A 14,690-nucleotide genomic window follows, 5' to 3' on the forward strand; every position below is an offset into this window, starting at 1 on the left:
GTACTAGGCGAAAAGCGTATGTTTAAAACGTGCAGCGCTTATTTCGTGAGACGAGTATAACGGGAAGAGGGAGACGCAGAGAGTATGGCGGTTCATAATTACGATGTCGTGGTAATCGGTACGGGGCCTGCAGGGGAAAGCGCAGCCATCAATGCTGCAAAGCATGGCAAGCGCGTAGCGATTGTTGAGAAACAAGCCCAGGTGGGGGGGAATTGTACTCACTGGGGGACGATCCCTTCTAAAGCATTGCGCCATCAGGTCAAACAGATCATGGCGTTCAACACAAACCGAATGTTTCGCGATATTGGTGAGCCGCGCTGGTTCTCTTTTCCTAAAGTGATGGAGCGCTCACGCGGAACCATCGACAAACAGGTAGAGATGCGCACCACGTTTTACGCGCGTAACCGTATTGACCTGTTCCATGGCGTTGCGCGTTTTAAAGACGAACACACCTTAGTGGTACGTGATCGCCAAGAAGGCATGGAAGAACTAGTCGCTAAGAAAATAGTTATTGCCACTGGTTCACGCCCCTATCGTCCGGCGGATATTAACTTCCGCCATCCGCGCATTTATTGCTCTGATACTATTTTAAGCCTCTCGCACACGCCGCGTACGCTAGTGATTTTCGGGGCTGGTGTCATTGGTTGTGAATACGCGTCGATATTTTCAGGCTTAGGCGTCAAAGTTGATCTCATTAATAACCGGGACAGCCTGCTGTCGTTCTTGGACGATGAGATAAGCGATGCCCTGTCTTATCATCTGCGTAAGCACGGTGTCTTGATTCGCCATAACGAAGAATACGCCAGCGTGGAAGGTGATGAGTCTGGTGTAGTAGTGCATTTAAAGTCAGGTAAAAAACTGCGCGCTGATGCTTTCCTATGGGCGAACGGTCGTACCGGTAATACGGACAGCTTGGGCCTGGAGAACATTGGCCTGAGTGCGAATGGCCGGGGGCAGCTAAGTGTTGATGAACATTATCGTACCGAGGTTTCGCATGTCTATGCGGCGGGCGATGTAATAGGTTGGCCAAGTCTTGCCAGCGCCGCTTACGATCAAGGCTTGAACTCGTGTAATGAGCTGCTCGATAAAGAATATCGGTTTGTCAGCGATGTGCCGACAGGCATTTATACTATTCCTGAAATCAGCTCATTCGGGGCCAATGAGCGCGAATTGACGGAAGCTAAAGTGCCCTATGAAGTCGGCAAGGCTTTCTTTAAAGATACCGCCAGGGCACAGATTACGGGCGATATCGTGGGCATGCTTAAAATCCTTTTCCACCAAGACACCCTGGAAATACTCGGTATCCACTGCTTTGGCGATCAGGCTTCTGAAATTTTGCATATCGGCCAGGCGATTATGCAGCAGAAGGGCGAAGCCAATACCCTGAAGTACTTCGTTAACACGACCTTCAACTATCCGACGATGGCTGAAGCTTATCGAGTGGCGGCTCAGAATGGCTTAAATCGCGTTTTCTAAGTTTTTGTCTAGCCAGTCAGGCTGCCTTTTCCTTTGAGAAGGCAGCCTGATGGATATGCCTTAGCAACTACTCAATTCTAGCAACGCTCCAATCTCAGTAACTATCCAATCTCAGTAACTATCCAATCTCAGTAACTATCCAATAACTGCTGGGCCTTTTTTTGCCAGCTACCTGGTAATGAAGCCGCCTGAGTTAATGCGTCTCTAGCTAATTCAGTCGATCCTTGTTGAACAAGTAATAGGCCGCTATTTAGCCAAGCCGCGCCCATCTCAGGGTCAATGTCGGTTGCCTTCTCAAATGCCTGAAGCGCTTGGTCGGGCTGCTGGTTTGCGTAAAGAGCGTTGCCTAGCGCAAACTGACCTATTGCGTTAGCAGGGTGGTGCTCTACGAACGTTTGCCAGCTTGAAAGTGCTGCCCGAGGCCCGTGGGTCTCTTCATAGGCACTAATGGCTTCTAACGCATTGCGTGCGGTAATGCCGGCAGGCAGGGAGCCTGGCTCTGCGACCACAAATCCCCAGCGCTGGGTGCGTGCCCAGGTCGCGTCAAAGCGGCTAAAGGACAGGGTATGACGTTCAATTTCGCCGCTGCGCAGAATAAGCGTTTCGCTAGGGAGGTCATAGCCAATCGCGATAGCGTAGTGCCACATAGGGTAAATCGGCAGAGATAAATTTTGCATTACGACTACTGGATCGCCTGCCGCTAAGTGGCCGAGTAACGCATCCATTGTGCCACGAATAGGATATGCCAACTGCTCATAGCGTCTAACGGTTGCCAGCATTTCGGGCTGTACGCTGCCATCCCGCCCGGGTAAGAATACCTGAGGAATGAGCTTATCAACCTCTGCATCCACGTCTTGGTAATTGAGCGCCATGGCCAGCGTGGCAGGCCCACATTGGAATTCCGTTTGAGCGTAAAAAGGCACGCTTTCAATTTCGGCGTGCGCCGGCAGGTTGCTGTAACTGCTTTGTAGCAATACCGGATTACGGGCACAGGCGCTGAGTAGCAGAAGGATCATAAAAACGCCCGCAAAGCGGGCGTAAAAAAACGTGTTGGTCATGTGCTGCCTATCAACGAGTAAACGGATAAACGTCTGTCAGGCCGAGAATGTCGGTAATCAGCAGAATGATAAATACCGCAAACAGTACACCGATAACACCGCCACCCGCACCAGCAGGCATTAGTTCTAGCTGATCAGCCATCTGCTGTGCTTCAGAATCGCTAAGCGCCGCAACACGCGCATCTACTTCGTCTAGGTCAACACCCTGCTTTAGTAGCTGATCCTGCACGTCTGCGCGGGCTAACACTTCATTGATACGCTCGCGATCAGCGCCAGCACGATCACCTGCTAAAACAGATTGGGTAGAGACTAGATCCATTGAGTGAGGCGTAACAGGTGCTGCAGCAACGGGCAAGCTGGTAATAACGAGCGCTGCAATCAGCAGGGTAGAGAGGTAAGCACGCAATGTTTTCATCGTCTTGTTCCTTAGACTAGTCAGGGGGAGTACAAGCTTTTTTGTCGCTTGAATCAACAGTATAGAAATAATTTGCCAAATTTTTAAGCCCAAGAGCAAAAGTACTCATTATTTGCACTAACGTGGCTAGTGTTCATCATCGTATTTACGCTGCCGATTAACCGTGCGCATTAACGCGATAGGTCCAGGCTGTTTCTGCAAGCAGCCCACGCCCACCGGCAATGGTCATGGCCAAATCATGCAGCCCGGGCCATAGGGGGACTGCCGCGGCGCCTTTTACGGCCAGATCTAGCCGCTGGGCCATTAGCAGCAGTTTGTGAAGACGCTTCATGGGCAGGCGGGCAATAGCTTTCTGGTAAGCAGGGCGTCGCTTGTCAAAGATCATCGGCTTTTGGGTTTTACAGGCGTGCTCAAAGCTTTGCCCTTGATCCAAATGTTGATGCAGCGAAAGCAGCGTTCGCAGCTCGCGACTCAGTGCCCAAAGTACAATCGGGGCTTCGACGCCTTCACTCTTTAATCCATTAACAATGCGAGACGCGCGACTGGGCTCACCTTTCAAACAGGCGTCGGCTAAATTAAATACATCGAACCGAGTGCTGTCTTCGACGCCTTGGGCAATGCTTTCTACATTTAAGCGCGTGCCCTGAGGATGAATCAAGGCCAGTTTTTGCAGCTCTTGATCAGCGGCGAGCAAATTGCCCTCAGTACGTTCGCCCAATAGGCGGGCCGCATCCAGCTCTATTTGCAAGCCGTGCCTTGAGGCGCGATCACGCAGCCAATAACCCAACCGCGAGGCATCGACGGGCCATACCGGTACAAACAAGCCCTGCTTATCTAATGCTTTAAACCAGGCGCTTTTTTGCTGCTTGGCGTCTAGCTTCCCCATGCTGATGAGCAGTACGTCGTCACTGTTATCCAAGGTTTCGGCGTACTGTGCCAGCGCTTTGCTACCATCCTGCCCAAGCTTGTGATTGCCTACCCGTAATTCCAGCAGCTTATTGGTCGCAAAGAGCGATAGGTTGCTGGCCACTTCAATCAAGCGCCCCCAGGCAAAGTTCGCTTCAACGTCCAGGACTTCGCGCTCTTCGATACCAGATTGCCGCGCTATCATTCTTACCGCATCGCAGGCATCGCGGTGCTGTAGCGGCTCGTCGCCGGCTACAATGACCACGCGCGGCAGTTTTTTTGCCAAAGCAGCGGGTAGCTGGTCGGCAAATACTTTCACTGCATGGCCTCAATGTTGGCAAGGCGTTCTATTATCCGCTGCGACAGCTCGCGAGCCAGCGTTTGCTCAGCCTCTGCAAACAGCGATTCGCGATTGAGCAGGTCATCATCATTAACGCGAATACGACTGCTAGAGGATAGCGTCGCGTTATTAATGTGGTAAGCGTTAGAGGCTCGTTCTTGCACGGACAGCGATATGCTTAGGGTGAGTTCATGCTCGCGACTTGCGCGGCCATCACCACCCAAACGACGGTCAACGAGCGACGGCGTGCCAAGCGTTACACGCCAAGGGGCGCCAGGTTCTACCTGGGTACCTAGTTGCCGCAGGCGAGTTGTTAGCTGCTGGGCAACCGCGCTGTTGTTATCGCCTTCCAGTGCTAGCGTGGGCAGGGTGGGCAATGAATCACGACCACGTAACCGAAAGCCACAGCCGCTTAAGAGCACCGCCGCTGAGGCGGCGATGCTTGTGGTTAAAAACGTACGTCGGTTCATCCGCTCACCACAATGTTGACCAATTTTCCGGGCACCACGATCACTTTACGCACGGTGTTACCTTCAAGATAACGCTGGACGTTTTCGTGTTCCATGGCGAGTGTTTCGATAGACGCCTTATCGGCACTGGCGGGCACTTCAAGGCGAGCGCGCAGCTTACCGTTGACTTGCACGACGAGCTCAATACTATCGCGGGTAAGCGCCGCTTCATCAACCACCGGCCACGTTGCTTCAATAGCAGGGCCGCTATGTCCCAGCGTCTCCCACAGGCTATGGCACAAGTGTGGCGTAATCGGTGCTAGCAGCAAGACGCCCGCTTCCAAGGCTTCGCGGCTTACCGCTAACCCCAGCTCAGACGTATCGTCGAATTTGCTGATGGCGTTGGAAAGCTCCATAACGGCGGCAATCGCGGTATTGAACGTGGTGCGTCGGCCGATATCATCGCTGGCTTTCTTGATGGTCTCGTGGGTTTTGCGTCGCAGCGTTTTCTGGTCGTCATTGAGCGCGTCAATATTCAGCGAGCCCGGCGTACCGGCGGCTATATGCTCATTGACCTGGCGCCATAGGCGCTTCAAGAAGCGATGGGCGCCTTCAACGCCGGAATCAGACCACTCCAACGACTGCTCAGGCGGGGCGGCGAACATCATGAATAGCCGCACGGTATCCGCACCGAATTTGTCGATCATCGACTGCGGGTCAACGCCGTTGTTTTTCGACTTGGACATCTTCTCGATGCCACCCATCTCTACCGGCTGTCCATCGCTCATGAGAATGGCGCTTAATGGGCGGCCTTTCTCATCGCGCTTAACGTCAACATCCGCTGGGTTAAACCACTCTTTACCGCCGTTATCTTTTATGCGGAAGAACGTTTCCGCAATGACCATGCCTTGGGTCAGCAGCTGTTGGAAAGGCTCGTCAGAATCCACCAGACCAAAATCACGCATTAGCTTGTGGAAGAAACGGGCATACAGCAGGTGCAAAATGGCGTGTTCGATGCCGCCGATATAAAGATCAACGGGCAGCCAGTAGTTGGCGCGCTCATCCAGCATCGCCTCTGTATTATCAGCACAGCAGAAGCGCGCGTAATACCAGGATGACTCCATAAAGGTGTCAAAGGTGTCGGTTTCACGTGTCCATCCATCGCCTAGATCAGAGAACGCCGGCATTTTTTTCAGCGGCGAACCAGAAGCGTCAACGGTGACTTCCATGGGCAGCGCGACCGGCAGCTCAGCATCGGTAAGCGGTACCGTTTGGCCCTCTGGGCCGTATTTAACCGGGATGGGTGCGCCCCAATAACGCTGGCGGGCAACGCCCCAATCACGCAGACGGAAGTTGGTTTTTACTTCGCCGCGGCCAAGCTCGGCAAGTTTTGTGGCAATGGCGTCGAAGGCTGCTTGAAACTCAAGGCCATCAAACTCGCCTGAATGGATCAGGGCGCCATGTTCGGTATAGGCGCTTTCGGAAAGATCAGGCGCTTGGCCATTTTCATCGGCAATCACCGCTTTGATCTCAATCCCGTACTTAGTCGCAAACTCCCAGTCGCGCTGGTCGTGGGCAGGTACCGCCATGACCGCGCCGGTACCGAATTCCATTAACACGAAGTTTGCGACAAACACCGGCACTTCATCGCCCGTCAGCGGATGAATTGCTAAATGGCCGGTCGCCATGCCCAGCTTCTCTTTCGTGGCCATTTCGGCTTCTGAGGTGCCGCCTTTGGCGCACTCGTCACAGAAGGCCGCAAGCGCCGCGTTCTGCTCAGCCGCCTGTTTGGCCAGCGGGTGGCCGGCGGCTACCGCTACGTAAGTCACACCTAACAGCGTATCTGGGCGAGTGGTGTAGACCGCTAGCGGCTCGTTGGCGTTGCCATCAGCATTCTTCACATCAAAGGTCAGCTCGACGCCGCGAGATTTACCAATCCAGTTGCGCTGCATGGTTTTAACCTGCTCCGGCCACTCGACTTTATCGAGGTCCGTGAGCAACTCTTCAGCGTAATCAGTAATCTTCAAGAACCACAGCGGGATCTCTTTACGCTCTACCAGCGCACCGGAACGCCAGCCACGGCCGTCAATGACCTGTTCATTAGCGAGCACGGTTTGATCAACCGGGTCCCAGTTGACCGTTGACATCTTTTTATACACCAAGCCTTTGTCGACTAACTTGGTGAAGAACCACTGCTCCCAGCGGTAGTAGCTGGTATCGCAGGTGGCGAACTCGCGGCTCCAATCGTAGGCAAAGCCCAGTGCCTTCAACTGGTTACGCATGTAGTCGATGTTTTGATAAGTCCACTCGGCCGGCGGGACCTGGTTTTGGATGGCGGCGTTTTCCGCCGGCATACCGAACGCATCCCAGCCCATGGGCTGCATGACATTTTTGCCCTGCATGCGGTGGAAACGCGATACAACGTCGCCGATAGTGTAATTACGCACGTGCCCCATGTGCAGCTTACCGCTGGGGTAGGGGAACATGGAAAGGCAGTAAAACTTCTCGCGATTCGCGTCCTCTACTGCTTTGAAGCACTGATGTTTGTCCCAGTACTGCTGGGCGTCGCGTTCAATTTCACGAGGGCTATAATGTGCGTCCATCGGTTTATTCATGCCTTGGCGTATTCGCCCAAAAGGGGCGCAAAGTGAATGTGAGATGACATCTGTCAGATAAGTAAGGCTGATTGTATCCTATGCAGGTGTATCCTTGAACGGTAAGCCGATGATAGGAAACCGCATGCGTCGACAAAAGGAGAGGCACCATGAGTGAACATCAGAATGACAATCGCCTACGCGAAGGCTATGAACGACTGTTAGAGCGGATGCAGGGAGGCGCAAACGACCTAACTTGGCAAAATTTACAGAAGGATTTGGACGATGCAGTTGAATTCGAATCAGACCTTGAAGAGTACACCAAAGACGAGCTAGCCCTGCTGCGAGCCTGGGTAGAGCGCGATTTGAAAGATATGCGCTACTACATGGCGGATACCGGTAAGCAGGTGGCCAGCTGGTTAGGTATCGACCTGGACGGCCTTTCCCGCCGCGTGGCTGAATCACTGCTGTCGGTTGCCGACCGCAGCGTGGTGGACCGTGAGCGCTTCGAGGATGATTTAGAAGCAGCCCGTGCCGATTACTGCGAAGGTGAAATGGCGGCGCCCGGTTTAATGGCCTGCGTGCATTGCGATGCCCAGGTCACGCTGCCCACCGTGGCGCGTTTAGAGCCCTGCCACGAGTGTGGCCATCGTTATTTCTATCGCTTCCCTAATAAAATTATCGAAACTTAAGCGGGCGCTATCTGACGTAAAGGCTTTGGCCTGGCAGCTCTTAATAGGGCTGCCAGGCTGAACTTGGTATGGCTTAAGGGCAACGATTAATTCACCAAGTAGCTCAATCCGGCAATCGAAGCCAGTGAAAGCAGGCTCATCACGCCTGCATAAAATAAATTGTTTTTCATCATGCGATAACCACTAACGCCATAGCGACCTTGCAGGGATAGATTGATACCCGACAGTGGCCCCACGCTAGTGCCTATTGCCCATGAGCACAGCCCCGCAAATGCAAAAAGGGTATGTTCGCTGCCTTGCAAACTCACCATAGAAGCCAGTACCGAAATCCCGATGATCGGGTGAAGGCCCGCCAGCGCACTTAGCACAATCGCGAGAAAACTGATCATGCCTTGTGCAGCCCCAAACGATGCAAACAGTGTCCAATCGTTGCCTGCTATTGAAGCGACTAATGTCGACAGGCCTAGCGTTAAAAGCCCGGCTGCTAAAAATAGCGAAATCTCTCCGCGCATTGCCGGTAAGCGAGTAGTGGTATGCTGGCGAATGCGGCGAAATGTGTAGCGTGGCCCATCACGCAAGTTATAGAGCAAGGCCACCATTGGGATTAAAAAGGTAATAATGCCTACAATGGATAGCCTAGGTGTGAGCCAAAAGTGAAACACCATCACCAGAAGCGCCATTATCCCCGGCATTAGCAGGCTGCTCGGCGCGAGGGAAAAGCCATACACCTCACGCAGGTCAAACCGACGGCCAAGTTCAAGCGTGGTTAATAACCCCGATAACAAAGCTAGCGGCAAGCCAAACATTGCCACATAGGAGTACTGCATCTCTGGGGCTAGGGCGATCACGATGCCCATAGAAGCAAAGAAGGGTGACCACGTGGCGGCACTTGAAAGCCCGCGATTAAGGGCTAAAAACTGGGGCATGGAAAGCGGACCTGAACGTGCCAGCCGGTCGCCCACCATAATAATCGTCGACATGTTCAAAATCGTGCCCAGAAAATGCACGCCCAGCCATGTACGTAAAATGCCGCCGTAGCCCGTTAACTTTTTACCCGGCGCTTTTTTTCGCCCCTGCTGTTTGCCCACTAAAGTAATAAAGCTAACGCCTACCAGCATGGCCGCCACAAAGGCATTCCCTTGTAGCATGGCAGGCCAGTCCACCTCGGCGTCATACACAACGCGCGCCACTAACAGCATTAATAGGCCCAAGCCCATCAATACTCCGGCTTGAATGCGCGAGCGTTTAGGAATATCTCGCCAAAGCAGCGCCACTGCCAGCCACAGCAAATAGCTCACCACGTGCGCCGTATGTAATAAGCCCGTAAAACCGATAATCTGAGCGATTAATCCAAACAAAATCAGCACGCCCGCTAAACGCTGCTGAGAAGTGGTCTCTTGCATGCCAAGCCCTTAGTAATGAATTAGCAGGCTAATCGGATTTGCGGAAGAAGGCCAGCAGTAAGCTAAGAGCGAGGCACCTGCGAAAGTACCGCACAGCGGTGCCAGATCAATGCAACCAGCAAGCTGTTGTCCTCAAAGGCAACGCTTTTATAAAACGGCATTATCACAGCATGGGCGGCTTGCAGAAAACAGCCATTGCCAACCCGAGGAAATACCCGCGTTTAGATACTGCGATCCAGCGCACGGGCGAAAGTGACTGGTATGCGACCCACTGCTAGCCGATAAACAAGTTTCCTGCCCTGACGGTGATGATATGGCATTCGGTATCAATATCTCTGATGCGCAAACGACATGTTTCGATGAGCCGCAGTCCTCAGCCATACATCAAAGTAGCCATTAAATTCATCGAGCCAGATAAGTGGTTTAATAGCAAATGGGGAGTCGATGTGGGCGTTTTGCTTGGAAAAAAATGCCAATATCGCCCAGTGGCTTATCGAGTACATGGCGATAGATGAATACAAGCGCGGTAAGCGCTTAGTTCTCTGTTGATGCTGCTACGTATCGCTCAACGGCAAGGTGTTCAAGAAAATCCTGCACTTCGGCAGGGCCCATAGTGGCAGGGGTGACGCACCCCATGATAGCGAATGAGGTAGCGCATCCAATAACAGTAGGTTTTTTTTCAGTACGTGGACTGTAGCGCTTTACCCGCATCACTACCTTGACACGATCCATCAGCTTCGGTGGCTTGTTTTGCATATCCATATGGTCATTGCTCCATGATGTTGTATGGATATACAAAATTATTGAGTTTGGCAAAGCGCGCAAACTCTGCAAATACAGCCTAATTATTATTAATTTAATTTAAAATCATATGGTTATATGGGAACAAGTAGGCTACCTTTGCTAAGGAATCATGCTAGCGCGTTCATCCAATCATGGGATGCGCCGTCTAATACCTGTTATGCGAATAGAATGAAACAATGAATTACGAAAATTATATTAAAAAGATTGAAATTGAAGCCGCTGCACTCAACCAAAAGGAGAAGGTGGCTATCATATTAATTTGCTGTATTCGGTTATCACCGCTCTATTCAAAGTTTAGTGAATTTGAGGATTGGGGGAATGAATCGCTATTGACACAATGTCGAGAGTTAGCAATAGATTGGTTCAGTAGTAAAAGAGTCAATTCAAATAAGTTATCAAAGCAAGTCGGTGAGGTAATTCCTGACACTGAGGACTTCGGTACGGTTTTAGGTTCATACGCCCTAAACGCAGGTGTTGCTCATGAATATTTGCTCGACCAAATTAAAGATAACGATCCTTCTTTTTTAATTTATGTTCTGCGCAGCTGTTACGATACAGTCGATTTATATGTTCAGGAGTGTCTCGAGCTGGATTGTAAGGGCGGTACATCGGAGTCTGAAATCGAAAATCACCCAGCTATGGTTAGTGAAATTAATTGGCAATTAGGTATATTCAATATTGTCAAAGGAACGAAGGACCTCGTGCAACTCATCCATGGACAAGATATCGAACCAATACTTAACCAGGTCGCATAGCGTTACGTTGAAGCAACTGATCGACCGTCATGACTATGAAAGAGGCTTTTCCCATCATCAGTATCTACATTTCTGTAGCTAGTTTTTGTATAGCTTTTTACCTCATGTTCCGTGATCGAACGAGATTTGATGTATCAGGATCGTATAAAGAAAGCTTCGCGAATATTGTTGATGGAATTTACGTAAAGATCGTAAATTCTGGCTGTAGGCCAATAGCACTCTATGCTTTGAGGTTCGTCAACAGTGATGGGAAGGATCACAAATTTAGAATTACTAAATCCATTGGTGAGCGGGCTGGCTATCCGTTGGAGAGTTGAGGTCTAAGTAATCCGTACTTGAGTGAAAGTCAGTTTTTCGAGTTTTTCTTGATAGTACGAATTTCGATTTTGGAGCTATTGATTTGAAATCACTGGCTTCCGTTGAAGTTGAATCTTCAACGGGGACTTCAAAGAAAATTAAAGGGCTGGCGAGCGTAGCCAAGAAAAATGCGCCTCACCTCAAGCCATCAACGTAATACCTTTTATGCATCAAGGAGGATAATAAATTGAGCCCTGAATTTAGAATGTTGTTTTCTCAACATGTAGGTGTTGGATTTGCCAAACAACTTGCTTTCGCTGATTTACTAGGAGAAAGAGGGTGGGAAGTAGACCTTATAGAGGGTCAGGTTACTTTCGGTGATGACTTAATGTTTCCAATTCAATTGCTAGGCTCAGAATCAGAAGGTGATGAGTCATGGCTTTGGGCCTGGGCAAACGAAGCAAGTAATCTTCCTTCTGCGTTGCTTAAAAGCTGTCGTGAATTAAAAGAATTAGGTAATAAATTAGAAGTTTCAGAGCTGACAGAACGTAGCTATTCGACGAGTATTGCTGATGGCCACTCCATAGCAATGGTTGCATCAGGGCTTGACTCAACTAGTTGTTATTATCGCGGACCTTATGAAGGTGGAGCTTTATATTTTCTAGTTAGAGGCCTCCCGCAAGAAGTAATATCACCAGTTTCTCCGGAAAAAGCAATAACCACAATATCTCAAGTTATTTCTACATTTGATGTTGATCATCGCCAAATGACGAAGTCATTTCTTTCTTCGCAAGGTTACAATGTGATGGAGGGTGAATCATTAATATCAGCTGACTGCGAGAGGGGTAATATAAGTGTTGAGTTTGATTCTGAAGGTCGACTGTCTAATATTAAAGGCACACTAAGTTCATCAAATAAACAGCCAAAAGAGAAAAAGGGTTGGAAGTTTTGGGTCAAAGCATAACAAAAAGCTGCAGTGCGACAGCCTGGGCTCCACTTGCTTTTGTGTTGCTCGCTGTCGCTCTCAAATTAACACAAAACAAGCTTCGCCCAGCCTGCGGCTGAGCTGAGCCTTAGCTGTCGAAGGAAGCCATGTACGAGAAGACACGCAATGACTTGTTGGCCATGATCGAGCTGCTTGAAAGTGATGGCAGTGGATGGTCACGATTCTTCCATAAAGCTTTGGCGGCGCTTGGTAATCCCCCCGCAAAACCAGGGTGCTCAAAATGAATCGCCCCGGATATTTTAGACACCCGTTAGGCTCTTAAAGTAACGCCTTTCATACTCAACCGGTGATAAGTTATCACTTGTCCCGTGTCGGCGCTTTGGGTTGTAGAACATTTCAATGTAATTGAACACGTCACGTCTAGCCGCTTCGTGTGTCGAATAAATCTGTCGCTTGATTCGCTCTCGCTTGAGGAGTTGAAAGAAGCTTTCAGAAAGCTTTGCCAGTCTCCACTGCTGAACTGGCTTCCTTGATCCGAACACACCCTCACTGTTCGTCGCCAGACTGCCGATAACAAAGCATCCAGCACTCATTCTGTGGTCATAGGAGACTTCATCGACCAGCCAACCACTTGACGAGAAAACAGGTCGATAACCACCGCTAAGTAAAGCCAGCCTTCGTACGTTCAGATGTACGTGATATCCGTCACCCAAGCAATATTTGGCGCTGCTACTTCAAACTGACGGTCTAAATAGTTGAGTGATACAACAGCCAGTTTTCCACCGCCATAGCAGCCAGGGCGTCGTCGATAGCCCGTCTGAGAGCGTAAACCTTCCCTGCGCATCAGGCGGCTACTCGGTGCTTACTGCAGGCTTCACCAGCCTCATGCAAGTCCTGATATACCTTGCGATAGACATATAAACCGCCGCTTTCAAGTCACGCATGCTTGATCAATCCCAAGAGATGCTGATCACACCGATCTCGATTAGACAGTGCTTTTTTGCACCATGCGTAGTAGCCGCTAGGGTGCACAGCCATCATGCGGCACAAACGCCGTATCGGATATTGGCTCGCATGCTTTTGAATAAACGCGTACCTCAGTCGGACTCCCTGGCGAAGTACGCGGTGGCCTTTGTTAATATATCTCGCTCTTCTGACACGCGTTTTAGTGCAGCCTTCAAACGACGGTTTTCAGCTTGGAGATCATCATCTTCATGCCGTTGTTCTACCGGCTTATCGTAGCGCTTGATCCACTGGTACAAGGTGTGGCCTGGCACGCCTAACCGCTCAGAGACCTCGGCAACGCGATGGTCGCGTTCTACCACTGTTTGATGGCTTCGATTTTTAATTCTTCAGTGTAACGGGGAGGGTTCATGGATCCTCCTAGATGCCGTCAGTATAAGGCCGGAAGTTGTCTACGAAACCTGGGGCGATTCAATTTATTCAGGCTGATCCACATAATAGCCAGAATTATAATCGGTACAGTTATGTGTTAAATCACCCGATGAGTCATATCGATCCGAGTAGATATTTTTTCAAAAAGCTTGGAAAGTTTGCTAAGAATAATTGGCGTACAATGGAAGCCATCGCGATTACGGCAGTAACGGGATGCGGAGCTGATTTATTTACTGCGTTTGAAGCTTGGGTCAGATAAAAATATCTACTAAAACGATGATCTTGTGCAAAGGGAGAAGCGTACGGACCGCTGTCGCGGTCCGCACGGGAGGGCTGTTCTAGTTAACCGCCTTGGCGGCCTGCGCGATCACCTCGGCCACCTCATCGGGGCTCGTCATCGGCAGCATATGGCCGTTCTTGATCTCAATTATTGTCGAACCGGCGCGCTCTGCCATACGGCGCTGCAACTCCGGTGAGATGAGAAGGTCCTCGGTAGCGACCGTCATCCAGCTCGGTTTATCCTGCCATGCCGCAGAAGTAACTTTGTGAGCAAGATTCCCCGCGTTGGCCCATGCTTGGGACCTTGCCAAAAAGAGTGCGTCTTCTTCTGAAAGACCGTTACCTGCCAAGGAGAGGAACGCGTCGTCATTGACCAAAAGAAAGCCATCGTCGGTGACCGTCAGCTTGTCGGCCGTGAAATCGCTGGCCACTGAGGCTAGCAGGTCGCCGCCGCTTTCCCCGATATCAGGCTGGAACGCTGTGACATAGACGAGACCTTTGACGTCTGGGTCGATGCCGGCTTCGGTTACAACCACGCCGCCATAAGAATGCCCCACGAGCAGAACCGGGCCGTCCTGCACGTCCAGGCTTCTCTGGACCGCCGCGACGTCATCCTCGACGGATGTCATTGGCAGTTGAGTAACTGTGACCTTTAGGCCTTCGGCAGTCAGCCGGTCGTAAACCCCTCTCCAAGTACTGCCATCGACGTTTCCGCCGTGAACCAGAATGATGTTCTGTACGTCAGCGATAGCCATGCCCGGCAGCGCAATTATGGCGCCTAGCGTGACGCTTACGGACAAGGTTAGAGTGCGGAGATTGATCATGTTGACTACCTCTGTTGAGAGTTGAAATCGGTGTGAGTATGACATTGCAATATGGAG

Annotated in this window: 12 protein-coding genes and 1 pseudogene; 4 read left to right on the forward strand and 9 right to left on the reverse strand. The window is 50.8% G+C overall.

Annotation, left to right across the window (positions count from 1 at the left end):
* Nucleotides 1-84 precede the first annotated feature (84 nt).
* Nucleotides 85-1,476: a Si-specific NAD(P)(+) transhydrogenase gene (gene sthA / locus ACT3TF_RS14945; protein ID WP_096279626.1), complete on the forward strand. Its 1,392-nt coding sequence runs from the start codon at nucleotides 85-87 to the stop codon at nucleotides 1,474-1,476.
* 128 nt (nucleotides 1,477-1,604) lie between these two features.
* Here sthA and ACT3TF_RS14950 read toward each other — a convergent pair whose 3' ends face one another.
* The 5 genes from ACT3TF_RS14950 to leuS form a co-directional block, all read right to left on the reverse strand.
* Nucleotides 1,605-2,534 (reverse strand): PA2778 family cysteine peptidase, encoded by a 930-nt coding sequence (locus ACT3TF_RS14950; RefSeq protein WP_441686034.1) that lies wholly within the window; start codon nucleotides 2,532-2,534, stop codon nucleotides 1,605-1,607.
* 10 nt (nucleotides 2,535-2,544) lie between these two features.
* Nucleotides 2,545-2,949, reverse strand: coding sequence for a PA2779 family protein (locus ACT3TF_RS14955; protein ID WP_441686036.1), 405 nt, complete (start codon nucleotides 2,947-2,949; stop codon nucleotides 2,545-2,547).
* Nucleotides 2,950-3,106: 157 nt separating this feature from the next.
* Entirely contained in the window at nucleotides 3,107-4,174 is a 1,068-nt protein-coding gene (gene holA / locus ACT3TF_RS14960) for a DNA polymerase III subunit delta (RefSeq protein ID WP_096279632.1), read from the reverse strand.
* Nucleotides 4,171-4,665 carry an LPS-assembly lipoprotein LptE gene (locus tag ACT3TF_RS14965; RefSeq protein ID WP_096279634.1) on the reverse strand — a complete coding sequence of 165 codons (495 nt, stop codon included), beginning with the start codon at nucleotides 4,663-4,665 and terminating at the stop codon, nucleotides 4,171-4,173. The genes holA and ACT3TF_RS14965 overlap by 4 nt, the downstream gene beginning before the upstream one ends.
* Entirely contained in the window at nucleotides 4,662-7,247 is a 2,586-nt protein-coding gene (gene leuS, locus ACT3TF_RS14970; RefSeq protein WP_096279636.1) for a leucine--tRNA ligase, read from the reverse strand. Before leuS ends, ACT3TF_RS14965 begins: the two co-directional genes overlap by 4 nt.
* A 161-nt stretch (nucleotides 7,248-7,408) precedes the next feature.
* Between leuS and ACT3TF_RS14975 the strand changes: the two genes are divergently transcribed.
* Complete coding sequence (locus tag ACT3TF_RS14975) at nucleotides 7,409-7,930, forward strand: zinc ribbon-containing protein (protein WP_096279638.1); 522 nt, start codon at nucleotides 7,409-7,411, stop codon at nucleotides 7,928-7,930.
* A gap of 86 nt (nucleotides 7,931-8,016) precedes the next feature.
* Here the strand turns inward: ACT3TF_RS14975 and ACT3TF_RS14980 are convergent, their stop codons facing one another.
* The gene (locus tag ACT3TF_RS14980) at nucleotides 8,017-9,333 is read right to left on the reverse strand and encodes a hypothetical protein (protein WP_444672444.1); all 1,317 of its coding nucleotides are present in this window, start codon (nucleotides 9,331-9,333) and stop codon (nucleotides 8,017-8,019) included.
* A gap of 534 nt (nucleotides 9,334-9,867) precedes the next feature.
* Entirely contained in the window at nucleotides 9,868-10,095 is a 228-nt protein-coding gene (locus ACT3TF_RS14985; protein ID WP_444672445.1) for a phage integrase N-terminal SAM-like domain-containing protein, read from the reverse strand.
* Between the two features lie 218 nt (nucleotides 10,096-10,313).
* On the opposite strand from ACT3TF_RS14985, the gene ACT3TF_RS14990 reads away from it, so the two are divergent.
* Complete coding sequence (locus ACT3TF_RS14990) at nucleotides 10,314-10,892, forward strand: DUF416 family protein (protein ID WP_444625608.1); 579 nt, start codon at nucleotides 10,314-10,316, stop codon at nucleotides 10,890-10,892.
* A gap of 544 nt (nucleotides 10,893-11,436) precedes the next feature.
* A complete protein-coding gene (locus ACT3TF_RS14995) occupies nucleotides 11,437-12,153 on the forward strand; it encodes a DUF6882 domain-containing protein (protein ID WP_442347393.1) in 717 nt (238 codons plus the stop codon).
* A gap of 281 nt (nucleotides 12,154-12,434) precedes the next feature.
* On the opposite strand, the pseudogene ACT3TF_RS15000 reads toward ACT3TF_RS14995, so the two are convergent.
* Nucleotides 12,435-13,510: pseudogene (locus tag ACT3TF_RS15000) on the reverse strand (IS3 family transposase).
* Nucleotides 13,511-13,868: 358 nt separating this feature from the next.
* Entirely contained in the window at nucleotides 13,869-14,633 is a 765-nt protein-coding gene (locus ACT3TF_RS15005) for an alpha/beta fold hydrolase (RefSeq protein WP_444672446.1), read from the reverse strand.
* Nucleotides 14,634-14,690 lie beyond the last annotated feature (57 nt).

Source organism: Halomonas sp. AOP25-F1-15 (genome assembly GCF_052378675.1).
Classification (GTDB): domain Bacteria; phylum Pseudomonadota; class Gammaproteobacteria; order Pseudomonadales; family Halomonadaceae; genus Vreelandella; species Vreelandella casei.